The sequence below is a fragment of the Symploca atlantica LB2515 genome (assembly GCF_052546295.1).
This window is the reverse complement of the sequence record NZ_JBQWMT010000001.1, coordinates 4,280,855-4,307,741: the sequence shown is the minus strand read 5'-3', so window position 1 is coordinate 4,307,741 and position 26,887 is coordinate 4,280,855. Positions and strand designations below refer to the sequence as shown.

The window sequence follows — 26,887 nt, the reverse complement described above, 5'->3', positions numbered from 1 at the left end:
TGGGATCGGGATGGATCCAATTTATGATCCTGGGCTTCCTGCTGAAAACTAGTAATAATTCAAGTATCCCTCATCATCCCTTTAATCACTACATGACATCCTCGTATGTCATGTAAATATGATCGTTTAGCTGAAATAAGGTTTTCTTTGGGGGATCTATTCAGCATTCAGCTCACGCCGAGGCTGATTTAGTCAGATCAATATTCCCTACTTCCTGCTCTAATGCCTTAGACCGGAGATTTTCATTGTGATCACTCTCAAGATCGCCAAGACCCACGTAAAACTCCAGTAGCATCAGCAGCTCGTTAGCTCCAAATGGTTTGGTCAGATAGTCTGTCGAACCTACCATTCGAGCTCTAACCCTGTCAATAAAGCCATCTTTGCCTGTTAACATGATGATTGGAGTCTGTCGAAAAGCAGTAGACTGTCGTAGCATACCGCAAAGCTCGTAACCATCAAGTTTGGGCATCGCTAGGTCACACAAGATAAGATCAGGTTGCACTTGAAAGATCAGCGTCAGAGCTTTTAGAGGATCCTGTATCGCTCTAATTTGATAGCCCTTAGCTTGCAGCATAGACTCTATAGTTTTTCCCAAGGTCAGATCATCATCAATGCAAACTATTAAAGGAGTTTTTTTGACCTCCTTGACTTGCCCTGACTTTCGAGGAATTGGCGTTTTTGGTTTCGTGTTTACTAGCAATTGGATTGAACCCTGTTGCACATAGGGATAAATTGCCTTAGCTACCGTTAGGAGATCTCGATTCAGATATCGGGCAATCTGCCGCAAGGAAGTTTTACCATCAGCCCAGTAAGCCAAAGTCTTCAGTACATTTTGTGGAAGATTAGCACGTAACTGAAGCTCATCAGCAATGATTGGGCAGTGATTAGGAGATTGAATATGAGGATTGAACTGCTTCCACTCCTGCACCTGCTTCATGATTGTAGTTACCAATGGAGCAATCTCTAGAGTCGTTAGCTGCGGTGCTAACGCCGGACCAAGATCAAAAACAAAGTAACCATTGTGGAGGCTAAACAGATCAAATAACGTTTCGTACACCATACTTTTCAGGATGCTACGCCCTTGGGCTGGTGTTATGATATGCTTCTCAAGCAAGGCCCAAAGATAGCCGTATTCGGGTGCATTAGTAGAGGCAATTGAGGGAGATTCTAGTTCTTCTAGAGCAGCATTGGCTTTGTAGTGGTGTAAGTAATCGTGTAGACGGGACAAGCTACTATCGCCGTTGCCAGCATAGGCAATTTGCCCATTCAGAAAGAAAACGAACCAACAAGAGCCAGCGCTTCGCGGTTTAGCTTCCTGACAGGGAAGATAAAATGAGTTGAAGTAAGTATTACTAGACTTATTTCTCCACGATCTTTGGCGTACCATTCCTGAGGTTCCTCGGGATTCACCTCTGTTGCTAGCATCACTTCCAGTGTCGCTAGACTGAGAACTATAGGCTTCAACTAACAATTCTCCTGTTCGCTGACCTAGCTCAATTAGTTGCAGAATACTGCGGATATCAATTTCATTCAACGTTCCCTGCATGTAAAGAAAATTAGCTCCTAAAAAAAACTTTTGCTCAATCTGAAAAGTTTGGTATTCGTATTGATTTTCAGAATGTTTGTTTAATGGCATCCCTCGTAAAAACTTGGATAGTTTCCGGAAAGAAAACCTGGGCAGCTCAAATCAAGAGTAAAGATATTCTTCAAAGACTTTTATTAAGCCTCACAAGGAGAATGGCTTTCTCCTCTGCGATAAATTCAAACTTCTTCCCCAAGTTTGAGGACTAAGAGGTTAGCATTAAAGATGGTGGCTTTTGGCTCAATCAAGATAATGGTATGGCACCGCACAACCAATAGTGGCGGTTAGGGGAGGTTCCCTCCACCGTTGCTACTATCTCTAGCTAGGGTTAGTTGGCACAAGGAAGGTTAGTATCAATTAAGAAATTGTGATTTTAAGAGACTTACAATTAATTGTAATGATTGCTAAGTTGTCAAGACAGAGTAGCTTAGTTAAAAATAGAGTTACTCTCTAGGGATTTTAGCAATGTGGTCTTCCTCGAGCGGATTTATTGAAACAAACTAAACTATAGACTATAGCTAAGTTGGTTGAACCAAGGATAGGGCAAGAGACAAGTTAAAGAGGACCATCAGTGTGCTGTATCTAGCAGAAGTACAAAAACCAAAAGCTTCATTTCTGGGCGGCGGTAAGGCTGAGCTGAAGCTACTAGCTTGTCAGCGGAGCGACCAGAGTTGGACTGCTGAGCGTGGCGATGAACTGATTCCCGCCGAGGAAGCTAACAGTTTCAATGATGGTGCCTTAGTAATCGTCAACGTTGTCAACCGCTCGATTAAGGGAGAAGTGGAGCCAGCAGGAAGTCGCTTGCCCAAAATCTTGCAAAATTTCTCTAGACTGCTGGAAAAATCCAAAAACCAAGAAGAAGAAATCGAACAGTGGAAGCAATCTTTGACTTTCCAAAGTCAAGAGATGAACCGCCGTGAGATGGAAATGGAGCAAAGGCTTGAAGAAATCCGTGCTCAGGAAGAAGAACTCACTCAGCTAGAGCAGCAACGCCAAGAACTAGAAAAAGTTGGCGAAGAAACGGCTAATCTCAAACAAGAATTTGAGCGTAAATCTCAAGAGATTGAGGGAGCATGGGAACAACTTAGAGGTGAGCAGCGACGCTTCGAGGAACTCCAAGCGGAAGTTAACTATTCAACTGGTTTAGATCAAGAGCAAGCCACTGCAATCCAAGAATTGTTAGATAGCCTCTCAAGTGCAGTTGCACCCACAGAAGCAGTCAGGGAACAGATCACTTCAGGCTTTGAAATGGTCAATGCCCAGCAGTTAGTTCTAGAAGAACACTGGCAAAAACTCGAGCAACAGCAAACAGAAGCGACTCAGCTAGAGGCAGAAGTTGACCGACAAAGTCAAGAACTCCAAAACCGCAAGCAGGAGTGGCAACAATTGCAGACTGCTTTAGAACAAGCAAAAACTGACTGGAGGGTACAGCAGAATGTTCTAGAAACTAAGCAGTCCTCAGCTGAGATGTTAAGTTTACAACTACAGACTCAGGAGAGTCTCTATCAGGAGCTTGCCCGCCTAGCTACGACATCCGCTGATGTCAAGATTAGCCAGGAGGTCGACATCGATGCTTTGGAAAAGATGCCTCTAGGAGAGCTAGAGGAAACGATCAAGAATTTGCAGCAGGACTGGGAAAAGGACGTGCGTTTTGTCAATGACCAGGAAGAAGAGCTGACCTCGCAGAACCAGACTATAGAAGAAATACAAGACAAGATTAACTCTGCTAGCGAGTATGATCGCATCAGACTAGAAGCCGAACTAGCTGAAGAGCAAGATTGTTACCAAATGCTCGACAGAACCCTAGTAGGGCAACGCCGGAAGTTGCGCGAGCGAGAAGAGATTTTTAATCAGCATCAGCGCGTTTTGCGTCGCAGACAAGGAATAATCGAAAACAGCGGTTCAGATAGTCAAAAAATCGACTTGGGCCCAATCCTCAGCGATCTAGAAGCACAAAAACAGCAACAGCAAGAAGAACTCCAGAAACTGGAAAGCCAGATCGAACAGATGCAGCTAGGCATCAGTGAAGCCCAAGAAATGATGCAGCATCAAGCTAATGAACAAGAAACTAAGCTGGCCGAACTAAAGAACCTGGAGGAAAGCTGGCTGTCCAATAGGGTATCTGTAGCTCAACTTTGGAGTAAAGTTAATCTTTACCAAGAGATACTACAATCAACGCAAGATGGCATTCATGAAATGCGGCAGAAGCTGGAAACAATTGCCGACGCCTTGAATCAAATTCAGGAGGTAGGTGACTATCAACTGCAAATGCTTGCTCAGATGCGGCAAACAGTAAGCGGCTTAATGCAATCGCCAGAACTAGCGACATCTTGAGAGGCTTCAAGCTAAGGGCATCGAGCCTCTTAACTCAGCTATGACCTTTAAACTTTAAGCCGTAGAGTTATCCAGTTGCCCTCAACGACGGCTACCGCACCTCCAGGAAAGGAAGAAGTTTGGGAGCGGTTAGGAGCAGTGATTAAGGCAATCATCGCTTCAATTTGCTCAAAGCTAGGAGCTGATTGCTGTACAGTGACAAGGAACTGTCTGATAACCCGGCGTTGCAAAGCTAGGGATGCCTGCTGCAACACACAACGATTGAGTCGTAAGTAAGAACCGTTAATCGGCATTATATTTGTTTCTAGTTCGTCATCATTAACTTGCACAACAGCCTGCTGTTGGAGTTGGCGAGCCGCAGTTTCCAGATATTCTACATCTGCCCGCAGAAGCTCTGCTGTTTGGGAGAGAGCTGTCTCAACCTGGGGATTGAAATGGCTTTGTAAGTAGGGCAAGAGTTCTTGGCGGATGCGGTTCCGAGCATACTTGAGGTCTTGATTATAGGGATCCTGCCAAATCGACAACTGTTGCTGTTGGCAGAATTGAAGTGTCTCTGCACGAGAGATCTCCAACAGAGGACGAACTAACTTAATTGAGGACACCAAAAGGCGTTGCCAACTAAGAGCACCCAACCCATCAGCACCTGAACCCCGCATCAAATTAAAAAGAAGGGTTTCTGCGCGATCGCTTTTGGTGTGACCTGTAACAATGTTTTGGTAGCCCTGAACTCCTGCAACCTCGCTCAACACCTGATAGCGCCATTGCCGCGCTTTCGCTTCACTAGGGTTAACCTCAGTTGCTGTTAGCAAATAAAAGGGAATCTCCCAGCTTTGAGCAATTTGTTGCACATGTGCAGCCAGTCCCACATCCTTTGGCCAACGGTGATCACAATGAGCGATTGCTAATTGCCATCTCCACTTTGGCTGTAAGTCTAGCAGTAGCTTCGCTAAGCACAGAGAATCTTGACCACCAGATACCGCCACTAAAACACTTTCGTTTTGCTCCAATAGTCGCCTTTGCCGTAGTGTTTTATGGAGCCTTGCATGCAGAGATGTCCAACTAGAACGGTTAGACATTACTAAACTAAGCTAATTATTTTGCCGATTCACTTCATTCAAGTCTTGCCAGACATCATTAAGCAGCGGATCAGCATCTTCTGCTTCGTTATCAAAATTAGAAGAAATGTCATTAAAGTCGAAATCCTGGTCACTATCAGCAGAAATGTCGCCAAAATCCATTTCCTCGTCGCTCTCTTGAGGCATTTCACCAAAATCCCCCAATTCTTCATCCCCTGCGTCTGGTTCTCCGAAAAATTCTAGATCCTGCTCGATGCTTTCCTCTACTCCTTCTAAATCAAATTCTTCATCTAGATCTGTTGAAGTTTGATTAAGATCGAAGTCGTAATCAGCAGTCGTTACATCTTCTTGCTCCATCTCGACAGAGAATTCTGTCGCTGGTTCTGCTGAATATAGTTGCTCATCAAATGCTGTTGCACCTACAGCCCCTAAGTCTAATTCATCCTCCTCGTTCTCATCACCAAGGGAAACTTCCGAAAAATCGAGCTCGTCTGAACTCTCCGCTACTGGTGTTGCCTCAAAGTTCTCGGCAAAACCTTGCTCTAGAGACTCCTCTTGATCTTCAAACTCCTGCGGACAAAATTCCAAGTTAATTCTTACCTTGCCCTTTTGCCAGCCTTGGGAATTAAATCTTAATACCTCACAAGGGATACCATCTTTACTAAACCAGGCATTCTTGTCTTGATTCCATCCAGCTATCCCATATTCCAGCTGGGTTCTGATCGCTTCGGCAAATTCGCCAACCCGAAAAGTGCGATGTCCGATCAAAATTTCCGCAGATTCATTAACTGAGAGAACTTCGCCAATAGACAGCGGCTCGAACTGATTATCCACGCTGATTGTCCCCAATTAAGCTTATAGTTTTTACTTCGTTTGATTAACCAATGTGGGTTAATAGCTGGCATCTTTTAAGGTGTACTCCAGCCAAAAGCAGTTCCCTGAGAAAGTTTGAGTACTTAGAAAAACCAGCCGTAGGAGTGTAATCCTTTACCCAAGAGATTCACCCCAAGATAGCAAATCCAGACTACTACAAATCCTGTTGATGCCAGAATTGCTGGTCGGCGTCCTTGCCAACCACGAGTAATGCGAGCATGAAGATAGGCGGCAAAAACTAGCCAGGTAATTAATGCCCAGGTTTCTTTAGGATCCCAACTCCAATAGGAACCCCAGGCTTCGTTTGCCCAAACAGCACCAGCAATAATCCCAATCGTGAGTAGGGGGAAACCTAAACCAATCACGCGATAGCTAATATTATCGAGGGTATCAGCAAGGCTCAGGCGCTGGGGTGAGAGAGTGGGTGCTGTACCCAAAGATTCCACAGGCAATGTCTTGGGGGTTATTAAATCAAGAACCGCCGTATTACCGGAACTGTTGCTCTGGTTCAGACTAACCACTGTTGAAGGATTATCAACTGTTAGTTGTGGTTCAATCTCGGATTGCTGATCATTGCGTTTTAGCAAGTAACGAGAGTTTTCTGTCGAATTATTCCTGCTGCGATAACCACCAGTGCCGACAGAACTGCCCTTTAGTTCGATATGTTGACCACGAGTCACGACTAAAAAGGCGATCGCTAGTAGTGAGCCGACCATCAGTGCTGCATAACTAACCATCATGACACTGACATGCATCATCAACCAATTAGATTTCAAAGCTGGCACTAAAGGTTCACTCAACTGCATCTCTGATGGCAGTGTCAGGGCAGCAAAAGCACTAATCCCCATAGCTACAGGTGCTGTAACAACGCCCACTAAACGGCTGTGGCTCATGTTTTCCGCAATCAGATGAACGGTGGTAATGCCCCAGGTTAGAAAGAAGAGAGATTCATAGAGGTTACTGATGGGAAAGTAGCCTGCCTCTAGCCATCGGGCTCCTAGCAAAGCAGCGACGCACAGGTTAGCAATTGCCATACCTGCGGTTCCTAATGCTGGCAGATAGGGAGCAGTAGGAAAAGCCGCTCCTACCCAGTAAATTAACATTGTCAAAAAGAGAACCAGGAAAGAAATATTATCCAATCCGTTCTCAAGTACAACTAGATCCATTGCAGTGTTCCCTCTACAGAGTTTTGGAAGATTAAACGCAGCGCCAATATTATCCTATCGATTCGAGTGCTTCTCTTGCTTAACTCGAATTTCCTACAACAAAGTTAAGTCTTTTTTCTGATTAACTTACGGAATTAATTGCCCAAATCTTCAGCACTAGGCAATTACAGACGAAAAAAGCGATTATTGTTTTCTCAGTAACGGCTAATCATCCCTAAATCTTTGCCACACAACTAGGTTACTCAGGTGATGCTGGCGGCGGTGTCTGAGGTTTTTCGTCTTCAGCCGCAGGGCTGAGAGTAGGCTTGGGGCTAGGTTTATTGTCTTCAGCCGCAGGGCTTACAGTAGACTCAGGACTAGGAGAGGGATTAATTGGGTTAGTTGTCTTTAGCTGCACAAATAGCTCGAAGCGAGTACTACGTTCATCGTTAGTAGCACTCGTCAAGCCAATGGCGCGAATCGCTTTTGCCAACATCTGTTGTTGTGGGGGCAGTTGTGGCAGATTTAGATTGGAGTTGTTGATGGTACGCTCAACATCAAGAAAAAGCTGACCATTATTTGGATCAGGTTTAGTAGGTACGGCTTTTTGGAACAGGGGAGTTTGGGGTAAGATAGCTTGTGGCTGGGGAATGAGAACACTAGTGATCGGCGCACCTAGTGTCAAAAAAGCAACTTTATCTTCTAACCAGCCATGGCTAGCACTCAAGCCCCCTAGGGGAGATTCCCAACGAACAACAGATTGATCGTTAAGTTTGGTTTCTTCCACCAAAAATTGATAACGATTTGCCACTGCTTGATCAAGCTTTTGAAGAGATTTTTCTGCACGGGAGCGATTGCTTGCTTGAACCATCAATACTACACCAGCTCCCAAGGGAGACGAGGGTTGGTTTTCCGGAAGTGCGATCGCCTCTTCTTTAGATGCTGGAATCAAAGCAACAACAAACTCACCTCCCATCCAAGGCAGTAAATCTTCTTCCAAATCTAAACCTAAAGTTGTCTTCAAACCACCACTGAGAACTTCTGGTTGAATTGGTTTGAGTGGATTCGATTCTGCTCCTTGGGCATAATCTTGCCACAAACGCGATAAGTTATTCCCGGAGAGCATCAATAGAGTATTAGCTGGTAGGGTTCTAGGTAAATTGCTAGCCTTGTTGTCTAACCGATACTTTTTCGTGCTGTTGGGTTTGAGCCAGGAAATTGAATTAAACAGCATGCCTTCCGGTTCTAAGGTTATCTTTGTTAAGATTCCCTGGCTTGGTTGCTGGGCGGCAATTTCCTCGGCAGAAAACTCTCGCCTAGAATTAACTGCTGCTGCCTCTAAGATAGCTGGCATATTCAAATACACCTGAGCAAAGGGCTGGGCTACATCAATTTTACTTACTGCCTTGGTGTAACCGGGCGTTGCGGCAATGGAGGGACTACCTTGGTAGGTATCAATCACGTAATCAGTTATTTTGGCGTTTTTAGTAACTACTAAAAAATCCTTGACTACTGCTACTGAGTAATTCTGGGAGTTATTATTTTGAGTTTCCAGAATTCTAATTCCTTTATAGGCTCTCTCAACTAATGGCTTCTCAGGGCGAGACTTTGCTTTAGCTAATAGCTGCTTTGCCTCAACTGGGTTTTTCATGGGTAGTATCATGAGATCTGGAATCCAGGATCTCTTTGGTAGCAGGGATTCAGCGTCTTCTGGTGTCGTCAAAGCAGCAGAGGGTAAATAAGCAATCATCACGGCTTCGCCTAACCACGGTTTGATGTCTTCTTGGTAGTTGTAGCCGTTGGCTTTGAGGAGTTGTTCTTGCAGAGATTTTAGCTGTTTGTCCAAAGCAGCTTTAGTTTCTCGTGTACCATACTGACGCACCTGCTGCCATTGTGCTGCATCTGTAGATATTGACGCTGTTACTAGGGCGTTTTGAGGAACCAACTGGGTACTCACCACAGTATCCCCCTGGAAAAGATGCCTTTGTAATAGCAACCAGTAGACGGCTAATCCACCACTAACCAGCAAGACAACTGCTCCCAAGGTTAGCAGCCGGTAAGATTTTTTTTTCTCAAGCATGGATTTTGCAAGGGGTAGAGCGGCTGTTTTCAACATCTCGTAACGCTTGAGAGATGAGGCAAAGCTTCGCCAGATACTAGCTTACTATTGCGACATGGCAATTGCTTTGTCTGTAGGAGATATTTTATGGTAAAGCGTATCTCTTTGTTGAGCGGGACGCCCTAAAGAGTTGATAGCTTCGCGCAAGGTTGCCACTTCCATGGCAGTACCGCCTTGAGCACCAGCCATTGTGGTGATATGCTCCTCCATTAAGGTGCCACCGAGATCATTACAACCCCAGAGAAGAGCTTGTGTCGCTCCGTCAATGCCTAGTTTCACCCAACTAGGTTGGTGATGGGGAATCCAGTTACCTAGGAAAATGCGAGTTACTGCTGTTAGCAAGAGGGCATCTGCGAGCACGGGTTGATCATAGCCAACACGACTGCGTAGCGGCTTGGGTGCTTCTTGTCCGACAAAAGGCAGCAGAATAAATTCAGTGATCCAGCCGGAGTATCCTTGGTTACGGGCAGTTTGTTGCAGCGATCGCAATTTTGCCAAATGCCCTATCTGCTGTTTAGCTGTTTCAATATGACCAGAGAGCATTGTACTGGTAGTCGGCATCCCTAGTTGATGTGCCGTTCCCACAATCTCTAACCAGGTTGCGGTATTCGTCTTTTCTGGACAAAGGATACGCCGCACGTCGTCGTCCAAAATTTCTGCCGCTGTTCCTGGCATTGAACCAACGCCTGCATCTCTCAGCGCCGCGATTACGTAGGCGTAACTAAGTCCATCCTGTTTAGCAATAAACTCTATTTCTTGGGGAGAAAAAGCATGCAGATGTAATTGAGGAAATTCTTCTTTGATTATTTTTACTAACTTTAGATAATAGGCTAGGGAAGTACCGTTGATTTTGGCCTCAGGATTAAGTCCCCCCTGCATGCAAATTTCTGTTGCGTCTTTGCTCACAGCATCCGCTGCCTTTTCCTGGATTTGCCCCCATTCCAGCCAATAGGCACCATCTTTGCCAGCATCACGACGAAAGGCACAAAAGCTACAGTGCTGCTCGCAAATATTGGTGTAGTTGATATTGCGGTTAATTACATAGGTAACAAGATCACCAACTTGTTGGTAGCGCAGTTGGTTGGCAGTTTCTCGGATTGCGGCAATAGCAGCAGTATCTCTTTGCTCTAAGAGAACAACTCCCTCTTCTGGAGATAAGTCTGCGCCAGCCAGGGCACGGTTAAGAATAGCATCAACAATCTTAGTGGTCACTTCAGTCTCAAGAACGGGTTACTACTGACGGTTTCAGCTAATTAACTCTTATCTTGATGTTACAGTATGACCGCCAGCCCCGCGATCGCATATTGTCATGGAGCATCAATTTGGCAACAAGCTGCTCAACCTTGGCGCATATCGCTTGTGTCTGATTATTCTTTCTAGAAAAGCCGGATAATTCTTTTCACGCCAAAGATTTTTCCTTGCTGTCTAAAGTAGATAAAGCTCATTTTTTTTGCTAATAATTGCAGTAGCTATTATCTCTTGCGGCAGTTTTCCGGTTGATTGATGTCTCGGCTCAATCGCAAACTTGGCAAACTTATTTAACTTAGAGGGAGAAATCTATTTTGATTTGAGTGGTTATTGAGAACAATTACTATGTTCTAGATAAATAAAATGTTATGTAGTTTCTAGTTTTGCTTGCAACAACTCTAAGTAGGAAATCGGAATCGTAATTGGCCAAAGCAAAGCTGCAACGAGGGCAACGATAGTAGATAAGAGTTTTTGTTTTTTAGATAAATTACACTCCTTATGGGAAAAGTTTAATAAAACTGCAAAGAAATTAAGAGAGATTACTGCGTATACAGTGATTAAGCAATAGTTCATTGGCGAGCCGGATAATTTTTCAACTTTTCTTTGATTAGTTTCTCCTGTTTTCTCTGTTTTTCAATCAAGCCGAGGTAAAGAAAGCCAGATTAAATGTAAAAATGCTGTAAATGTTACAGACAAACTAGGATTTATAGAAACTAAAGTTACTAAAAACTAGAATCCTGTTAACGTTTTAGCCAATTACCTGCTATGCCTAAACCCTTAGTTAAAGTTACAGTTAAGCTGTTCGCTGCCTACCAAGAAGCCTATAGGGTGCCAGAGCTCACTCTAGAATTTCCTACAGGAACGTCAGTCTTAGAAGTACAAGAGCTTTTAATTAAGGAACACCCAGAACTTGAACCATGGCGCAACCTTACTCGCTTTGGTGTTAATCTCCAGTTTGCCCAGCCAGACACGATCCTTTGTCAAGGTGACGAAGTGGTGTTAATTCCGCCAGTCAGTGGTGGATAGTGTCTTCGCGACCACAGTTATCTCGCTATACCTGTTGAGTCCTCAAAACATACCCGACAAAAAAAGTCGGGTATGTTTGACCGATTTTTTGAGGTCGTGCTAACATCAGGCGAATGTTGAGAGATGAGATCCATGAGCCAGCCAACCGCACTCCAGACATCAGGGAAAACAGCTACTTTCGAGAAGCTTAAGTGTAGAGAATGTGGCACTGAATATGAACTTCAGGCAAAACACATTTGTGAAGACGTTTGCTTCGGACCTTTAGAAGTTAGCTACAACTACGACGCCTTGAGAAGTTCAGTCACCCGTGAAAGCATCGAGGCGGGCCCTAACTCGATTTGGCGTTATCGTCCTTTCCTACCTGTCTTAACAGATAATCCCATCGATGTGGGTACAGGTATGACACCCCTGGTGAAATCTAATCGGTTGGCACGACGCCTGGGTCTAAAAAATCTCTACATTAAGAATGATGCGGTTAACATGCCTACCCTAAGCTTCAAAGATAGGGTGGTTTCAGTTGCTCTTACCAGAGCAAAAGAGTTAGGCTTCTCTACCGTGTCTTGCGCTAGTACAGGGAACTTGGCAAACTCTACAGCGGCAATCGCTGCCTATGCTGGTTTAGATTGCTGTGTGTTTATTCCCGCTGACCTGGAAGCTGGTAAAGTTCTGGGTACTCTAATATATAATCCCACGCTAATGGCAGTTAAAGGCAATTATGATCAGGTGAATCGCCTTTGCTGTGAAGTTGCCAATTCCCACGGCTGGGGATTTGTCAATATTAACTTACGCCCCTACTACTCCGAAGGCTCGAAAACTCTTGGCTTTGAAGTGGCAGAACAACTTGGTTGGCAACTACCGGATCACATTGTCGCGCCACTAGCATCGGGTTCCCTGTTCACTAAAATCTATAAGGGCTTCCAAGAATTCGTCAAAGTTGGTCTCGTCGAAGATAAAAACGTCCGCTTCAGTGGTGCACAGGCTGAAGGTTGTTCACCCATTGCTCAAGCTTTCCGAGAAGGACGCGACTTCGTGACTCCAGTTAAACCCAACACTATTGCTAAGTCTATCGCTATTGGTAACCCAGCTGATGGGATTTATGCCCTGGAAGTGGCGAGAAAAACTAACGGCAACATTGAATCAGTAAATGATGCAGAAATTATTGAAGGCATCAAGCTGCTAGCAGAAACCGAAGGTATCTTTACAGAAACCGCTGGCGGTACTACTGTCGCTGTTCTTAAGAAATTAGTAGAAGCTGGAAAAATTGATCCAGAAGAAACTACTGTTGTTTATATTACTGGCAACGGTTTGAAGACCCAAGAAGCAGTCCAAGGCTACATCGGTGAACCACTGGTGATTGAGCCAAAGCTGGATAGTTTTGAGCAGGCATTGGAAAGAGCACGTACCCTTGACCGTCTCGAATGGCAACAAGTCCTGGTTTAATAAATGATGTTTAGTCGTCTCTTGGCAATTAAGTACTAGGCGCTAAACTCCAACCTTGAAGCTTCTAATGAGTAATTGATTATGGCAGTCAAAGTTTTAGTTCCTACTGCATTGCAAAAATTTACCGAGAATCAGGCAACAATCGAATGTAATGGCAGCAATGTTGCTGAACTGTTCGACTCCCTAGAAAGTAGCTGTCCTGGAATTAAGGTACGCCTCTGTGATGAAGAGGGCAAGCCACGTCGCTTTTTAAACTTCTACGTCAACAGTGAAGACATCCGCTTTCTAGAAGGTGTCAATACAATACTTAAAGATGGAGATGAAGTGAGCATCGTGCCAGCAGTCGCTGGTGGCTAGGCAGACGAAGCTCCAAAATTAGAGGACTCTCCAGCTATAGTGAGAAATCCCTTGGTATCAACCGTTACCTCAGGAAGACTAGTATAGCGCTCGGTTAAACTCTTCCCGGTAAGATAGACAAAGACAACATCAAAGCGCTTGTCCAGATATTACAGATAAGTACTGACCCTAAGCTATGGCAGAAGAAACAAGTTCCAATCAAAACCCCGAAGCCGCAGAAAAAAAACCTGCTAATAAAGCCGCAGCAGATAAACCCGCTGCCAAAGCAGCAAAAGCTAAAAAAGAAAAGCCACCAGCAGTGGAAGACAAACCCTTTAGTGAATTTGTCCAACAAGACTATCTGCCAGCTTTAAAAACTGCTTTTACTGAGCAAGGAATTGACGAGGTAGATTTATCCTTTGTTAAGGAGAAAATACCGATTGCTGGCCTGAGTCAAGGTAGCGATTGCTGGCAAGTAGTAGGTAGCTGGCAAAATGGCAGTCGCCAATTCAGCATTTATTTTCCGGATCAAGATATCGCTAAGCAGAAAGCCTTCTCCTGTGGCAAAAATGGTGCTAAACCCAGTACCTTAGAATCCTTCATGATTGATGAGCGTAAGGTGACGCTGGACTTACTGGTGTTTTACACTATTCAGCGGCTCAACGCCCAAAAATGGCTGGCGTGGAATTGAGAACTCAATACCCGTCAATAGCTACTCAAGGAATGAAACAAAACTTTATTGCACTTTGTAACTCTTAACCTCAAGGGTATCTTTGATTAACGTATACCTTGGTAAACTCAGAGTTAACTCCACTATGGGCGCGGGTTGAGCAACCTCAAAATCGCCACAATAACAAATTCAGATATAGTAAGCGAGACAAAGAGCGACAATGACATGGTAGATACCCTGAACAAACCTGGCTTTGAAGAGATACGACCAGGTGTAAAAGTCCCAGCCAAGGAAACCATTCTGACGCCCCGGTTCTATACCACTGATTTTGAAGAAATGGCGCAGATGGATATCTCGCCTAATCGGGAAGAGTTAGAAGCCATACTAGAAGAGTTTCGCACTGACTACAATCGCCATCACTTTGTCCGGGATGCCGAATTTGAACAGTCCTGGGATCATATTGATGGGGAAACACGCCAGTTATTTATTGAGTTTCTTGAGCGTTCCTGTACAGCAGAATTTTCTGGGTTCTTGCTCTACAAAGAATTGGGGCGCAAGTTAAAGAACAAAAACCCGCTGTTGGCAGAGTGCTTCACACTGATGTCCCGTGATGAAGCGCGGCATGCAGGGTTCCTGAATAAGGCGATGTCAGATTTTAATATGTCGCTGGACTTGGGATTCCTCACCAAGAACCATAAATACACCTTCTTTAAGCCAAAATTCATCTTCTACGCCACTTATTTATCGGAGAAGATCGGCTACTGGCGGTATATCACTATTTATCGACATTTAGAAGCTCATCCCGAAGACAGGATTTATCCAATTTTCCGGTTCTTTGAAAACTGGTGTCAGGATGAAAACCGTCATGGTGATTTCTTTGATGCGATGATGAAGGCACAGCCCCAGTTTTTAAATGACTGGAGAGCAAAGCTATGGTGTCGGTTCTTCTTACTGTCGGTATTCGCGACAATGTATCTCAATGACATCCAACGTGCTGATTTCTATGCAGCAATTGGTTTAAATGCTCGCGATTACGATAAATATGTGATTGAGAAGACTAATGAAACTTCAGCACGGGTGTTTCCCATAGTTCTGGATGTAGAAAATCCGGAGTTCTACGAACGCCTAGAAGTATGTATCGGGAATAATGAAAAATTAACCGCGATCGTCAACTCCAATCAACCAAAATTCCTGCAATTATTCCAGAAACTGCCCTATTACCTCTCAAATGGTTGGCAACTTCTGCGGTTGTACCTAATGAAACCGATTGAAGCCGCCTCACAGCAAGGTGTTGCTCACTAAAGTTTCTCTCCGCTAACTTTCAATTTTGGCGGTTCTGCAAAATGCAGAACCGCTTTTTTTCTGGAACTAAAATCTCTAGAGCGCACTAGGTTCTGTTAATTTTTACTTTGCGAATAAATGCAAGCTCTTAAGCTTTTAAAAAAGTTGGGACTAAATTACCTAAATATAGCAATTTTGGGGATAAGTACGAGCTTAGTGACTGCTAATGTGGCTTGGAGTAAAACATCATTAATTAACTTTACCGATATAACAGAAAAGCCACGACTCCAGGCTCAATCCACTCCGATAACATCGCCTGAAAATTCGGCGGAAATAACCGACAATCCAGCAGCTCAGGAGTTAGATTTAAGCCCAGAAATTATCGAAGGCAGCCCCATTTTACAGCGCTGGCAAGAAGAAGTACCAAATATTCTACAAGACATTGGCAATGATCCCAGTTTTCCTACTCGGTTGCGTGTTGGTTACTCGCAGTTTCCCTCAAATGATCAAGTAGGGGGATTTAATATAGGTGTGGAAGATGTATTTCTTGGTCACACTGGTTTGACTGTGAGTAGCGATTACCAAGCTTCTTTTAATCAGAAACGTGAGACTTTGGCAATAGACTTGCGTTACTATTTGCGTCCCTTGGGTAGCTATATTAATGTGGCACCAGTAGTTGGCTACCGACATCTAAAAACTAACGAATACTCAACCGACGGATTAAACCTTGGCGTGCGCTTATTGTTTGCTTTGTCCCGTACTGGTGCCGCAAGTGCTTCTTTAACTCAATCTTTTGTCTCTCCTGGTAGCAGCGAAGAAGTCGGTATCACGACGCTTTCTTTTGGCTACGCCATGACTCCCCATTTACGCCTATCTACGGATATTCAAAAACAGAATTCTCAGGAAGAAAAAGATAGTCAGGTGGGGATTATTTTAGAGTGGATGCCTTAAATTGAGCCTTTGAAATGTTTGTCCGCATTTTCCAGATGGCTGATTTTGTCCAAAGAAACTAAATCTTCCGCATTAAATAGAAAACGTAGCCAAAACTTTCACCATAGCGATCGCAAATGTCAATCTCCCGCTCAGTTTCCTCAATAACTTGAACCATAGCTGATGTCGAGCGACTTTGACGACGCAACATTGCCACTCGCTCTTTGAGAGGGTGCAGGTATTCATCCCACCAAGCGTTCTGTGGCAAGATGAAGTGATAGAAAAATTCGTAACCAGCTTCCGTCGCCCGTAGTATGTTCCCCTCTACTGTGGTCATAGTCGGGTAACTTTTTAACTGGAGTTTAGAACTAGTTAACTCACTACAGCTAGTCTAAACTCCAGGTGGACGGCCAGTATAACTATCTAAAAGTCTGTATTTTCCCAACTTTTAGACGGTTACCTCATCAGTAATACCCACATCGAAACCCCAAGAGAGATTTTCAAGAGGACAACCCAGCCGTTAAATCTTGGGAGGTAACAGACATACTCTGGTTACCGGCGAAGATGTTATCCAGCGATTCTCCTTCAAATTTGCCGTACATACTGGCTAGAGCGCCAGTAAGACCAGTGTTATAGTCGAGGGCTACTTCGTTAGAAATAAAGTCGCTGCGGTCATCGTTGTAGGCATGATCGTTTGCTGCGGAAGGACCTCCTACAAGAGCGCCGTAAAGAATGTGGAGGTTGTCATTGGGATCACTAATGTTATTGGTACCAGAAGCACCGCGATGGTGAGGATTCTGAGGGAAGTTATCGCCGAAGCCAACCATGTAGCTAAAGTTATTGGGATTATCGCCTAGGATATAGTCAACTTGCTCTTGAGCAAAGTCTGTGTAACGACCACCAGGATCATTAACTGTGTCACCGTAGATGCTTGCCAAAAAGGCTGTGTTAGCACTGTAGCGGAGAGAACCCCACTGGTCTAGCCATGCCAACCCACCAGCTGTTTTAGTAATACCGGAGCCACTCTCATCTGTCCAGTGGTCGAGCCAGTCTTCAACGTCGTTGCGGTACTTGTCTTTGCCAGTTTCCTGAGCGAGTAAAATAGCGCCACCATGAGATTTATCATCCCACGATTGAGTCCATCCCTGATTAATGCCCTGGTAATAACTTTCAGCTTTATTGAGGTACTTGTTATCGCCTGTCGCCTTGTGAAGCCAAGTAGCTGCCCAGACCAGTTCATCGTTGTAACCACTCCAAGAGTTGTAGTACTGGGCAGCATCAGGAATTGAGTCAGAGTACTTGCCACGATAGGTGTCAGCAAACTCGAAGAGATCTTCGGCGTTATCGAGTAAAAGATCGGCATAGGCAGTATCAGTGCTTCGGAAGGCAACAGAAGCAGCAGCTAGCGCAGCAGCAGACTCACCAGCTAAATCAGAACCTGGGTTTTGACGGTCAATTTTGAAGGCGGGCCGCGCCATCTTCATTTCTTCAGCAGATCCCCAGTAAGAATGGTCGATATTTCCTTGTCCAACCTGTCCCCAGAATTCTTTAGTGCCTTTACTGTCCGTAACGTGGGCTTTGAGGAGGTAATCAGTACCCCATTTAATGGCATCTAAAGCCTCATCAAGTTGACCGCTTTGCCGATAAGCGTCGCCATATTGAACTACACCCCAGCCAAGCATTGTCATTGCTGACGCCATGGGGAAGCCAAACTTAACGTGGTCACCTGCGTCGTAGTAGCCACCAGTGAGGTTAATACCCACATCGGCACCATCATTGAGGGCAGAATCACCACGCCATGCCACCCGATTGTCATCGGGTAATTTGCCGGAACGTTGGGCTTCATAAAATAAGAAGGACTTTTGCAGTGCTTCGCCGTAGTTGAAATCGGCATATTCTGGTTGTGAGTTACTCTTGTCGTTGTCGAGGATGGTTACAACGCCTTGATTGTCGCTGATAGTCGCGTTAGTCGGTTTAGACAGGTTAATTTTGAAACTTTCCTGACCCTCATCCAGGGTGTCACCAGCGATCGCAAGGGTAATAGTTTGAGATGTTTCACCCGGCTCGAAGGTGAGGGTGCCAGATTTAGCAGTATAGTCTGAGTCCGCTTGGGCACTGCCATCGGTGGTATTGTATTTAACCGTTATCGTCTGGTCGCTAGCTTCTGAGAGATTAACAGTAGCTACTTGGTTAGTGGTGTTACTATCTCCTTCGTTAAAGCTAATATCCTCAATAGATAATTGAGGTAGTATCGACGACGATTTGTCATCGTTAGTAATGGTGCCCACGCCTTGAAAATCAGCAATTGAGGCTTGGCTAGGGTTACTTAGCTCAAGGAAAAAGCTTTCGTCTGCCTCAGGAGTGGTATCGCCAATAACGCTGACGAAGACTGTCTTTTGAGTTTCACCAGGTGCAAAGCTAAGCTCACCAGTAGCAGATTTATAATCTTTGCCAGCAATCGCTGTATCGTCCACTGTGGCGTATTTGACCTTCACTGTCTCGTCACTGGCTGCGGAGAGTTTAACGTCGAAGCTAGCCAGAGTGTTGCCAGTGTCGCCTTCTGCCAAAGCTACGTCGTCGATTGAGAGCTTTGGTAGCAGTGTCGGCGTACCAAGAGGCTCTCCATTGAGAACATAGTTACTTGGCTGTCGGGAAGTTACGTTGCCGGCGGTAGAGGTGAAACCAAAGGAGGTTTTAGCACCAGTGGGAATGGTACTATTCCAGCTAGCATGTCGTATGGTATACTTGCTTCCAACCTTACTGACAATCTCAGCGTTCCAAATATTGGTGATTTCATGGGGGAACTCAAACTCCAGTACCCAATTCTTTAAGTTTCCTTCACCAGTGTTAGCAATGGAGATATCAGCGTTAAAACCGTCCCCCCAATCGTTGGAGACGGCAAAATCTAGAGAAAAATTATCCATCATCTAGCCCTTATCTGCGATTGCTTACGCGAAAAATCCAGTTAAGGTAGACGTTTCTTATCCCTGTTATAAATACAATCTATTTCCTTCTCGTTGTAAGTCGCCTGTACCCTAGGGTAGTCTAGGTATTAATTTTGCTAGCTCTTAGGGTAGAGTTTTTCTCCTCAATTATTAGGTGGAAAGGCAACGGTCTCTAGTCCGAAAGAGAGTAAGCCTGCGTTGAGTTTCCCTTAAAGATGCGATCCATTGTTCCCTCTACCCGCGCCTTTGCCTTCTGGTATAAGGTTGGTCAGTCAAAGTTAGATTATGTTAGAGCTTTTACTGCGATCGCTTACCCCTAGGCAACCGCAGCACTACCATTGAGATCGGATATCTCAAACTATTTCTGTAGATTTAAGCGCCATATTCATGAATATTTGTTGGGAGTTTTGTTCTGGCTCGTTAGATCCAGGACGCCGCTGAATATAGCTGCCATCGGCTTGAAGTTCCCAGGCTTGGCGATTATCTGCTAGCATAATGCCCAACATTTCTTTAAGGTTTGTGGCAAGGCTAGGATCTTTGATCGAAGTGACTGCCTCAACCCGCCGATCCAAATTACGACCCATCCAGTCTGCACTACCAATAAATATTTCCTCCTCTCCATTGTTGTGGAAGTGAAAAACCCGGGAGTGTTCCAGATAGCGACCGATGATACTGATCACGCGAATATTTTCACTCACACCTTGGACTCCTGGTCGTAAGCAGCAAATCCCACGCACAATCAGGTCAATTTGTACCCCAACTTGAGAAGCTTGGTATAGAGTCTTGATAATTTGTGGATCAACTAGTGCATTCATTTTGGCGATAATGCGACCGGCGTTACCGTTTTGACAGTGTTCCATCTCGCGCTGAATCAAAGCAACTATGCGATTGCGCAAATTGACCGGGGCTACCAAAAGATTTTTGTAAAATTGTTGCCGGGAGTAACCTGTTAGGTAGTTAAACAAACCAGTTAAATCAGCACCCACATCTTCTGCACAGCTCAAGATACCTAGGTCTGTATACAGTTTTGCTGTTTTGTGATTATAGTTTCCTGTGCCAATGTGGACATAGCGGCGCAGATAGTTATTCTCCTGACGCACGACCAAAGTTACCTTGGTATGCGTCTTCAGTCCAACCATGCCATAAACTACATGCACACCGGATTTTTCTAGCTTGCGCGCCCAGAGGATATTGTTCTCTTCGTCAAAGCGAGCTTTGAGTTCTACTAAGACTGTAACCTGCTTTTCTCTCTCTGCTGCTGCGATCAGAGCTTTGATAATCGGGGAATCGTCCGCAGTGCGGTAGAGCGTCATTTTAATTGCCAGTACATCCGGATCATGGGCAGCCTGAGTAATGAACTGTTGTACCGAGGCTGTGAAAGAATGGTAGGGGTGATGTAACATCAAATCTCCCTGGCGAATGACTGAGAAAAAATCTTCTTGATTTCTTTGGGAAGAATTTCTGTCGATCAACTTGCTTACTCTGAGCAAGCGTGGAGGGATAACAGGAATGCAAGGTGGATCTTTGAGTTCTGGTAGAGGTAATGTCATAAAAAACATTAAGTCCTTTAAGCTCAGTAGTCCTTCCACCTCATAAATATCACTACTTTCCAGTCCCATTTCTTGAATAAGAACTTTTCGCACCGCAGCAGGAGTAGAAGATTCAACTTCTATTCGGACTACAGAACCCCCTAGACGACGTTTGCGTAGTTCCTGTTCAATTGCCAGCATTAAGTCGTCAGCTTCGTCTTCCTGTACTTCGAGATCTGCGTCTCGCGTAATCCTGAATACGTGGTATTCCTGAATATCCATTCCTGGAAACAAAAACTCCAGATGATGGGCAATTACCTGTTCTATGGGTATCCCTGTCCAAATACTCAAGCCTCCGTTTTGATTGAGGTGTAATTCTCGGGGGAAACTGAGAAACCGAGTTAAATTATTGGGTACTTTTACACGAGCAAGCCGCTTTTCTCCCGTATCTGGATTTTTGACTATCACGGCCAGATTGAGCCTGAGGTTAGAGATATAAGGAAATGGATGACTTGGATCAATTGCTAAAGGTGTCAGGACTGGAAAAATTTTTTCCTGAAAATAGCTTCTTAGATAAGAGCGCTGTTCCTCGTTGAGATCCTTATAGTTAAGAATATGAATGCCTTTGGCTGTCAACTGGGGACGCAGTTTCTGCTCAAAATGATCGTGCTGCTGGACTACCATGGGCCGAAGGCGCTGGATGAGGGCATCTAACTGTTCTTGGGGACTACGTCCATCTGGCGTTAAATTACTGACTTGAGCTCCTATCTGTTCTTTGAGCGCTGCTACCCGAACCATGAAATATTCATCTAAGTTGGAACTAAAAATTGCGATGAATTTCAGACGCTCTAGAAGGGGAGTTCTCGTATCTACTCCCTCATGGAGTACCCGATTATTGAACTCTAACCAACTCAGCTCTCGGTTAAAATAATATTGCGGATCACTCAAGTTTGTTTCGGGAGCAGCTTTCTTTACTTTTGGCATGGTTTCAGTATTGATAGAGATTAAAATTCTTTCCAGAGATACTCGAAATTAGAAGATTTATTGAGAAAATTTCTAGCTATCAAAAGAGCTGTTGGCAACCGAATGTTTATCAAAAAATTAAGCAAGGGTTAACGTTTTTAATAAAAAAATCCTGAATGTCTGGATTTTTTCAGTAATGACTAATTTGAGCAATAGAAAAACTCATTTAAGATTTTAATGGATAATTGAGACAATTCTTTTTTGGCAGCAAAAAGAAGCAAATAGCTAGTTAAAATTGTTATGTGAATAACTATTACCAGAGCTGGGCAGCTGGCGGCGAAGTTTTATCTAAAAATCGCTTTTAATAAATAAATGCGTTTATAGTTGTATCATTAGTATGATAATATAATTGAACTTGTTTGCAGCTAATTAGCTCAGACTGAAGACAAGTTCAACAACAATCAAAGCTTACTCTCAACTAGTAATTTTCTATATGATTACTAGATTTAGCATCAATTTTCCTTGCTTTTTTTATTAGTTAAAAAGATCTAACTTGAAGTTGAAACTTACTAAATATAGAATATAATTTTGCTGATACTTTTAACTGTAAAATCTTCGTTCACAACAGTTGCTGGATACGGTGGAAGTCTTGTTTGATTTCTGCCCAAAGGGAACGGTTTTGGGGGTCGGTTTTCAGAGCTTTTTTCAGATAAATCTTGGCTTTGTCCAGTTGTCGCTCTTCCAGCAGCTGTTTTCCCCGTTGCTGATAAATAATTGCCTGCCACTGATGTACTTCTGGATCTTGGGGAATACGTTGTGCTAGGGCTTCTACTAGGACGATTGCTCTGGCAAACCGCCGTTCTTTTAATAGTTTCTGTAAATTTTGATAGGAACTCCATTTCAACTGTTGTTCAAGTTCTGAAAGGGGAGGATGAAATTGAACAGTGGGTCGTTTCCGAATGACTTTCTTGGTTGGTGGGGACTGTTGGGACACCGCCGTTTCGGCAGTTTCACTGACGACATTAGCCTTTCGGCATGAAGTGGAAATCTCATCAGTGCCAGTAGAACTGTTAATGGCACTGATGAGAAACTTGTAAGCTTCAGTTAGCTCAATAAATTTAGCCTGGGCAAATCTATCTCCTGAGTTAACATCAGGATGAAACTGCATTGCCAGACGTCGGTAAGACGCCTTGACTTCGGCCATAGAGGCTCCACACTTTAAACTTAACAAGCGATAACAATCCGCCGCATTCATTGGCAAAAAGAATCCCCTGGCGTTGTATTTGCCCTAAAGGTGCGCCTTGCAGTTTAAGCCTTTGGTGCACTAACTAGTGCGATGCCACGGGAAGTGTTAAAGATGGGTTTTTTCTAGGAAGACTTATCTTCGATAACTCGGTCAATTAGTCCATATTCCTGGGCTTCGTGAGCTGACATGAAAAAGTCACGATCCATGTCTTTTTCTATCTTCTCAATTGACTTACCTGTGTTGTTGGCGTAAATTGCATTGAGCTGATGACGGATACGTATAATTTCTCTAGCTTCAATCTCAATATCTGAAGCTTGGCCGCGTGTGCCACCAGAGGGTTGGTGAATCATAATTCGCGAGTGAGGCAAAGCTACTCGTTTCCCTTTTTTACCAGCGGCAAGCAGGAAAGAACCCATAGAGGCAGCTAGACCGACGCAGATGGTTACAACATCAGACTTGATATGCTGCATGGTGTCATAAATTGCCATGCCAGCGGTTACTGAACCACCTGGAGAGTTGATATAAAGATAAATATCTTTGCTGTTATCTTCCGAATCCAGATAAAGCATCACGGCAATTATCTGGTTCGCAATTTCATCATCAACTTCTTTGCCCAAGAAAATAATCCGTTCCCGATAGAGACGGTTATAGATGTCAATCCACTCAGTATACTGAGAACCTGGCATCTGGTAGGGAACTTTGGGGACGCCAATTGGCATAATTCGCTCCGAATTACATTAGAGATCGATGGTTAAAACGCTGGAAAATCAGCGTTTGATAGGAGAAAAATAGTTTTAAGATACACTGGCAGGAAGTGGTGCTGGTAGCTCTGAAGGCTCCAGTACGCGGTCGATCAAACCATACTCTTTGGCCTGTAGGGGCGTCAGATACAAAAACCGATCCATGTCCTTGGCAATCTTCTCTGGTTTTTGACCAGTGTTGCGGGCCAAGATATCGATCATGGTTGCTTTATTTGCCAACACTTCCTTGGCGCGAATTTGAATATCCGTCGCCTGACCACGAGCGTAACTCTTGGGTTGATGTAGGACAATTGAGGCATTAGGCAAGCTTGCCCTAGAACCTTTAGTTCCCACAGCAAGCAACATCGCTGACATGCCCATCGCTGTACCAAGGCAGATGGTTTGGATCGGCGGCTTGATATAGTTAATTGTGTCACAGATGGCAAAAGCTTCGGTTTCAAAGCCTACAGGTTCGCCACTGTAACTAGAGGTGCCAGTAGAATTGATGTAAATTCTAATGGGCTTTTCGGGGTCTGCGTACTGCAAAAAAAGCAGTTGAGCAATAATTAGTTCCGTTACCGCTGGCACCAAGGGCATACCCAAATAAATGATCCGCTCATTCAGCAGCAGTGAGGGTAAGTCTGGCGGCGGTGTCCGGTAGGAGGTATTCCCGTAGTAGGGAGATTGAACTGCCTGAAAGGGTAATTTCATGGTGTACAGGGCGGCAATAATGGCGCTATCTCTAATACATAGTAGCGTGCTTGTGAACTTGTCTGAGGCACTTCTTTGGCGTATTTCTACGACCTTGAGGACTACTTACCGTATTTAAGATAAATCTGTAATGCTAACGTAGATTTGTTGCCTAGAAAATCCCAGGGTCTTTTGGCCTGAGAGTCTCAAGAGATGAAAGTTGCTTTGCATCCTGCTTTGAATGATGCTCATGTTGATGCCAATCAACCTAGCAGTCAGCGTCAGCTATCGATGGCGATTTCAGCGGTCGCTACTGCGCAAGAGCGATCTGTGCCCCTCAATCTATGTCTAATTCTCGACCACAGTGGCTCCATGTATGGACGCCCTCTGGAAACAGTGAAGAAGGCCGCAGTACGTCTTGTGGAAAGGCTCAAAGAAGGCGATCGCATCTGTGTGGTTGCCTTTGATCACAGAGCCAAAGTTATTGTACCCAATCAAGCGATTGAAAATATAGATAATGTCAAAAAACAGATCCAAAGACTCTCGGCAGATGGTGGTACAGCCATTGACCAAGGTCTCAAGCTAGGAATTGAAGAAGTAGCCAAGGGTAAACAAGAAACCGTATCTCAAGTATTATTGCTTACAGATGGCGAGAATGAACACGGCGATAATCAGCGCTGTCTAAAATTAGCAAAATTGGCAACTGAGTATAATCTGACGCTCAATACCCTGGGATTTGGGGATAAATGGAACCAGGATATTTTAGAAAAAATTGCCGATATTGGCAGTGGTACTCTTTCCTATATTGAGCAACCAGAGCAAGCAGTGCAGGAATTTGGCCGTTTGTTTAACCGCATTCAATCTGTAGGATTGACCAATGCCTACGTGCAAATTTCTCTGATGCCTAAAGTGCGGTTAGCCGAACTAAAACCAATCGCCCAAGTTGCTCCCGATACAATTGAGTTACCCGTGCAACCACAAGGTGACAAATTTTTGGTGCGTCTGGGAGACTTGATGACAGATGCTCAACGAGTACTCCTTGCCAACCTTTACATTGGTCAACTGCCAGAGGGTCGTCAAGCGATCGCTAAACTACAAGTGAGTTACGATGACCCAGGTATGGGCAAAGAAGGGTTACTTTCAGAACCCATACTAGTGGAAGCAGATGTTCAGAGAGTGTATCAACCCTCTATTAACCCAGGCGTGCAAAAGTCGATCTTAGCCTTGGCAAAATACCGGCAGACTCAAATTGCTGAAGCCAAGTTGCAACAGGGCGATCGTGCTGGAGCTGCTACAATGCTGCAAACTGCTGCTAAAACCGCCATTCAAATGGGGGACACAGGAGGTGCTACAATCCTGCAAAATAGCGCTACTCGTTTGCAATCTGGAGAGCAACTTTCAGAAGCTGAGCGCAAAAAGACCCGCATTGTCTCTAAGACAATATTGCAGGATTGAGTAATAGCAATTGGAGGTCGGGAAACAAAAATTTGGACATTTCCCAAGCAGATTTTCTTATTTCCCAGACTCAGGTTACAGTACAAAAGAGAACCGGCGCCAACGACAGTTGGCACCGGTCTCATAATTGGCGAAAAATTGAACAACCCATAACCTTAGGCAACCACAGACGTTTGAGGTCGGGCGAAAATCATCCGTCCCGCAGAAGTTTGCAAAGCGGAGGTCACCACTACTCGTAGTTGATCTCCGATGTGCTTATTCCCTTCCTCAACAACTACCATTGTCCCATCATCGAGGTAGCCAACTCCTTGAGTAGGTTCTTTACCCTCTTTAAGAATTTTTAGGTCAATGCTGTCGCCAGCTAGATAGATAGGACGCACTGCCTGGGCTAAATCGTTGATATTGAGAACTGGCACCTTCTGCAAATTAGCAACCTTATTCAAGTTGTAATCATTGGTTAGTAGAGTGCCATTAATTTCTTGGGTGAAACGAACCAATTTGGCGTCTACTGTTTGAATTTCCTCATAATCTGCGGGATGAATTATCAAGCGTTCTGGATAGGCATCTTGCATCCGGTTCAAAATGTCGAGTCCACGACGGCCCCTGATGCGCTTTTGGTCATTGGCAGCATCAGCTAGCTGCTGTAACTCTTGCAAAACGAACTGCGACACGAGAATTTGACCCTCGATAAAACCAGTATCTAGCAGTTTTTCAATGCGACCATCAATTATGCAACTGGTATCTAAAACCTTACTAGCCGCTTGCTTGAGTGTACCTTCGGCCACCAAGATTGTTTCCAGGCTGTTGGGATTAATTAGCCGTAAGAAAGTACGACCGTGGGTATCCGCCAAACTTACGCCCAGAAAAGAGAACATAACACTGCCTAAAATGGCTGTTAAGGGCTTAATGAAGGCAAACTGAGAAGGAATCGGCAGCAAGAAAATTGGCGCTAGCATCAAGTTAGCTAACAGTAGACCAACCACCAAGCCAACTGCTCTGGTTAAGATTACCTCAATTGGTGTTTGACGAACTCGTGCTTCCACCCGACGGTAGGTGACCTGTACAGTCAACCCGATGGCAAAGCCAACAATGGCAGCAAAGCTAGCCGTAATCCAACGCACAGCTTCCAAGTTAGTGATCTGTTGTTGTACATCGGTAGGCAGTAGTTCAACACTGTCGTGTCCTATCCCTGCCGCTGCTAGGATGAATATAAGAATAATGACAAAATCGAGCATAGTTCCGACCTAGGTAGTTCGTGT

General features: G+C 44.5%; 22 protein-coding genes. 8 read left to right on the top strand and 14 right to left on the bottom strand.

Annotated elements, in window-relative coordinates; translation table 11 throughout:
• Positions 1 to 172 precede the first annotated feature (172 nt).
• Positions 173 to 1,546, bottom strand: coding sequence for a response regulator (locus ACT7WV_RS17915; protein WP_445105680.1), 1,374 nt, complete (start codon positions 1,544 to 1,546; stop codon positions 173 to 175).
• 609 nt (positions 1,547 to 2,155) lie between these two features.
• On the opposite strand from ACT7WV_RS17915, the gene hmpF reads away from it, so the two are divergent.
• The gene (gene hmpF, locus ACT7WV_RS17910) at positions 2,156 to 3,916 is read left to right on the top strand and encodes a pilus motility taxis protein HmpF (protein WP_445104184.1); all 1,761 of its coding nucleotides are present in this window, start codon (positions 2,156 to 2,158) and stop codon (positions 3,914 to 3,916) included.
• A gap of 47 nt (positions 3,917 to 3,963) precedes the next feature.
• Here the strand turns inward: hmpF and tilS are convergent, their stop codons facing one another.
• The 6 genes from tilS to ACT7WV_RS17880 form a co-directional block, all read right to left on the bottom strand.
• Positions 3,964 to 4,992 (bottom strand): tRNA lysidine(34) synthetase TilS, encoded by a 1,029-nt coding sequence (gene tilS, locus ACT7WV_RS17905; protein WP_445104183.1) that lies wholly within the window; start codon positions 4,990 to 4,992, stop codon positions 3,964 to 3,966.
• A gap of 12 nt (positions 4,993 to 5,004) precedes the next feature.
• Positions 5,005 to 5,826, bottom strand: a complete 822-nt coding sequence (locus ACT7WV_RS17900; protein ID WP_445104182.1) for a KGK domain-containing protein — start codon at positions 5,824 to 5,826, stop codon at positions 5,005 to 5,007.
• 122 nt (positions 5,827 to 5,948) lie between these two features.
• Entirely contained in the window at positions 5,949 to 7,031 is a 1,083-nt protein-coding gene (gene ccsB / locus ACT7WV_RS17895) for a c-type cytochrome biogenesis protein CcsB (RefSeq protein ID WP_445104181.1), read from the bottom strand.
• A gap of 238 nt (positions 7,032 to 7,269) precedes the next feature.
• Positions 7,270 to 9,090 (bottom strand): DUF3352 domain-containing protein, encoded by a 1,821-nt coding sequence (locus ACT7WV_RS17890; protein ID WP_445104180.1) that lies wholly within the window; start codon positions 9,088 to 9,090, stop codon positions 7,270 to 7,272.
• A gap of 84 nt (positions 9,091 to 9,174) precedes the next feature.
• Positions 9,175 to 10,341, bottom strand: coding sequence for a 7,8-didemethyl-8-hydroxy-5-deazariboflavin synthase subunit CofH (gene cofH, locus ACT7WV_RS17885; protein ID WP_445104179.1), 1,167 nt, complete (start codon positions 10,339 to 10,341; stop codon positions 9,175 to 9,177).
• Positions 10,342 to 10,743: 402 nt separating this feature from the next.
• On the bottom strand, positions 10,744 to 10,950 hold the full coding sequence (locus tag ACT7WV_RS17880; protein WP_445104178.1) for a hypothetical protein: 207 nt from the start codon (positions 10,948 to 10,950) through the stop codon (positions 10,744 to 10,746).
• 192 nt (positions 10,951 to 11,142) lie between these two features.
• On the opposite strand from ACT7WV_RS17880, the gene ACT7WV_RS17875 reads away from it, so the two are divergent.
• The 6 genes from ACT7WV_RS17875 (at position 11,143) to ACT7WV_RS17850 (ending at position 16,081) form a co-directional block, all read left to right on the top strand.
• Positions 11,143 to 11,403: a MoaD/ThiS family protein gene (locus tag ACT7WV_RS17875; protein ID WP_445104177.1), complete on the top strand. Its 261-nt coding sequence runs from the start codon at positions 11,143 to 11,145 to the stop codon at positions 11,401 to 11,403.
• Between the two features lie 132 nt (positions 11,404 to 11,535).
• Positions 11,536 to 12,843, top strand: coding sequence for a threonine synthase (gene thrC / locus ACT7WV_RS17870; RefSeq protein WP_445104176.1), 1,308 nt, complete (start codon positions 11,536 to 11,538; stop codon positions 12,841 to 12,843).
• An 81-nt stretch (positions 12,844 to 12,924) separates the two neighbouring features.
• Entirely contained in the window at positions 12,925 to 13,200 is a 276-nt protein-coding gene (locus ACT7WV_RS17865) for a MoaD/ThiS family protein (RefSeq protein WP_445104175.1), read from the top strand.
• A gap of 175 nt (positions 13,201 to 13,375) precedes the next feature.
• A complete protein-coding gene (locus ACT7WV_RS17860; RefSeq protein ID WP_445104174.1) occupies positions 13,376 to 13,870 on the top strand; it encodes a DUF2996 domain-containing protein in 495 nt (164 codons plus the stop codon).
• A gap of 204 nt (positions 13,871 to 14,074) precedes the next feature.
• Complete coding sequence (gene acsF / locus ACT7WV_RS17855; RefSeq protein WP_445104173.1) at positions 14,075 to 15,151, top strand: magnesium-protoporphyrin IX monomethyl ester (oxidative) cyclase; 1,077 nt, start codon at positions 14,075 to 14,077, stop codon at positions 15,149 to 15,151.
• A 195-nt stretch (positions 15,152 to 15,346) separates the two neighbouring features.
• Positions 15,347 to 16,081, top strand: coding sequence for a hypothetical protein (locus tag ACT7WV_RS17850; protein WP_445104172.1), 735 nt, complete (start codon positions 15,347 to 15,349; stop codon positions 16,079 to 16,081).
• A gap of 58 nt (positions 16,082 to 16,139) precedes the next feature.
• Here ACT7WV_RS17850 and ACT7WV_RS17845 read toward each other — a convergent pair whose 3' ends face one another.
• From ACT7WV_RS17845 to ACT7WV_RS17820, 6 genes are all read right to left on the bottom strand, one after another.
• Positions 16,140 to 16,397, bottom strand: coding sequence for a hypothetical protein (locus tag ACT7WV_RS17845; protein WP_445104171.1), 258 nt, complete (start codon positions 16,395 to 16,397; stop codon positions 16,140 to 16,142).
• 163 nt (positions 16,398 to 16,560) lie between these two features.
• A complete protein-coding gene (locus tag ACT7WV_RS17840) occupies positions 16,561 to 18,987 on the bottom strand; it encodes a glycoside hydrolase family 9 protein (protein WP_445104170.1) in 2,427 nt (808 codons plus the stop codon).
• Between the two features lie 371 nt (positions 18,988 to 19,358).
• On the bottom strand, positions 19,359 to 21,518 hold the full coding sequence (gene ppk1 / locus ACT7WV_RS17835; RefSeq protein WP_445104169.1) for a polyphosphate kinase 1: 2,160 nt from the start codon (positions 21,516 to 21,518) through the stop codon (positions 19,359 to 19,361).
• 598 nt (positions 21,519 to 22,116) lie between these two features.
• Positions 22,117 to 22,752: a J domain-containing protein gene (locus ACT7WV_RS17830; RefSeq protein ID WP_463424182.1), complete on the bottom strand. Its 636-nt coding sequence runs from the start codon at positions 22,750 to 22,752 to the stop codon at positions 22,117 to 22,119.
• A 113-nt stretch (positions 22,753 to 22,865) separates the two neighbouring features.
• Positions 22,866 to 23,462: an ATP-dependent Clp protease proteolytic subunit gene (locus ACT7WV_RS17825; protein WP_445104167.1), complete on the bottom strand. Its 597-nt coding sequence runs from the start codon at positions 23,460 to 23,462 to the stop codon at positions 22,866 to 22,868.
• 75 nt (positions 23,463 to 23,537) lie between these two features.
• The gene (locus ACT7WV_RS17820; RefSeq protein ID WP_445104166.1) at positions 23,538 to 24,194 is read right to left on the bottom strand and encodes an ATP-dependent Clp protease proteolytic subunit; all 657 of its coding nucleotides are present in this window, start codon (positions 24,192 to 24,194) and stop codon (positions 23,538 to 23,540) included.
• 192 nt (positions 24,195 to 24,386) lie between these two features.
• Between ACT7WV_RS17820 and ACT7WV_RS17815 the strand changes: the two genes are divergently transcribed.
• The gene (locus tag ACT7WV_RS17815; protein ID WP_445104165.1) at positions 24,387 to 25,628 is read left to right on the top strand and encodes a vWA domain-containing protein; all 1,242 of its coding nucleotides are present in this window, start codon (positions 24,387 to 24,389) and stop codon (positions 25,626 to 25,628) included.
• 155 nt (positions 25,629 to 25,783) lie between these two features.
• On the opposite strand, the gene ACT7WV_RS17810 is transcribed toward ACT7WV_RS17815, so the two are convergent.
• Positions 25,784 to 26,863, bottom strand: a complete 1,080-nt coding sequence (locus ACT7WV_RS17810; protein ID WP_445104164.1) for a PIN/TRAM domain-containing protein — start codon at positions 26,861 to 26,863, stop codon at positions 25,784 to 25,786.
• Positions 26,864 to 26,887 lie beyond the last annotated feature (24 nt).

Coding starts and splice junctions, on each gene's coding strand:
- ACT7WV_RS17915 (WP_445105680.1), bottom strand. CDS start 1,546: ATGCAGGGAACGTTGAATGAAATTGATATCCGCAGTATTCTGCAACTA.
- tilS (WP_445104183.1), bottom strand. CDS start 4,992: ATGTCTAACCGTTCTAGTTGGACATCTCTGCATGCAAGGCTCCATAAA.
- ccsB (WP_445104181.1), bottom strand. CDS start 7,031: ATGGATCTAGTTGTACTTGAGAACGGATTGGATAATATTTCTTTCCTG.
- ACT7WV_RS17890 (WP_445104180.1), bottom strand. CDS start 9,090: ATGCTTGAGAAAAAAAAATCTTACCGGCTGCTAACCTTGGGAGCAGTT.
- ACT7WV_RS17880 (WP_445104178.1), bottom strand. CDS start 10,950: ATGAACTATTGCTTAATCACTGTATACGCAGTAATCTCTCTTAATTTC.
- ACT7WV_RS17875 (WP_445104177.1), top strand. CDS start 11,143: ATGCCTAAACCCTTAGTTAAAGTTACAGTTAAGCTGTTCGCTGCCTAC.
- thrC (WP_445104176.1), top strand. CDS start 11,536: ATGAGCCAGCCAACCGCACTCCAGACATCAGGGAAAACAGCTACTTTC.
- ACT7WV_RS17865 (WP_445104175.1), top strand. CDS start 12,925: ATGGCAGTCAAAGTTTTAGTTCCTACTGCATTGCAAAAATTTACCGAG.
- ACT7WV_RS17860 (WP_445104174.1), top strand. CDS start 13,376: ATGGCAGAAGAAACAAGTTCCAATCAAAACCCCGAAGCCGCAGAAAAA.
- acsF (WP_445104173.1), top strand. CDS start 14,075: ATGGTAGATACCCTGAACAAACCTGGCTTTGAAGAGATACGACCAGGT.
- ACT7WV_RS17845 (WP_445104171.1), bottom strand. CDS start 16,397: ATGACCACAGTAGAGGGGAACATACTACGGGCGACGGAAGCTGGTTAC.
- ACT7WV_RS17840 (WP_445104170.1), bottom strand. CDS start 18,987: ATGATGGATAATTTTTCTCTAGATTTTGCCGTCTCCAACGATTGGGGG.
- ppk1 (WP_445104169.1), bottom strand. CDS start 21,518: ATGCCAAAAGTAAAGAAAGCTGCTCCCGAAACAAACTTGAGTGATCCG.
- ACT7WV_RS17830 (WP_463424182.1), bottom strand. CDS start 22,752: ATGAATGCGGCGGATTGTTATCGCTTGTTAAGTTTAAAGTGTGGAGCC.
- ACT7WV_RS17825 (WP_445104167.1), bottom strand. CDS start 23,462: ATGCCAATTGGCGTCCCCAAAGTTCCCTACCAGATGCCAGGTTCTCAG.
- ACT7WV_RS17820 (WP_445104166.1), bottom strand. CDS start 24,194: ATGAAATTACCCTTTCAGGCAGTTCAATCTCCCTACTACGGGAATACC.
- ACT7WV_RS17815 (WP_445104165.1), top strand. CDS start 24,387: ATGAAAGTTGCTTTGCATCCTGCTTTGAATGATGCTCATGTTGATGCC.
- ACT7WV_RS17810 (WP_445104164.1), bottom strand. CDS start 26,863: ATGCTCGATTTTGTCATTATTCTTATATTCATCCTAGCAGCGGCAGGG.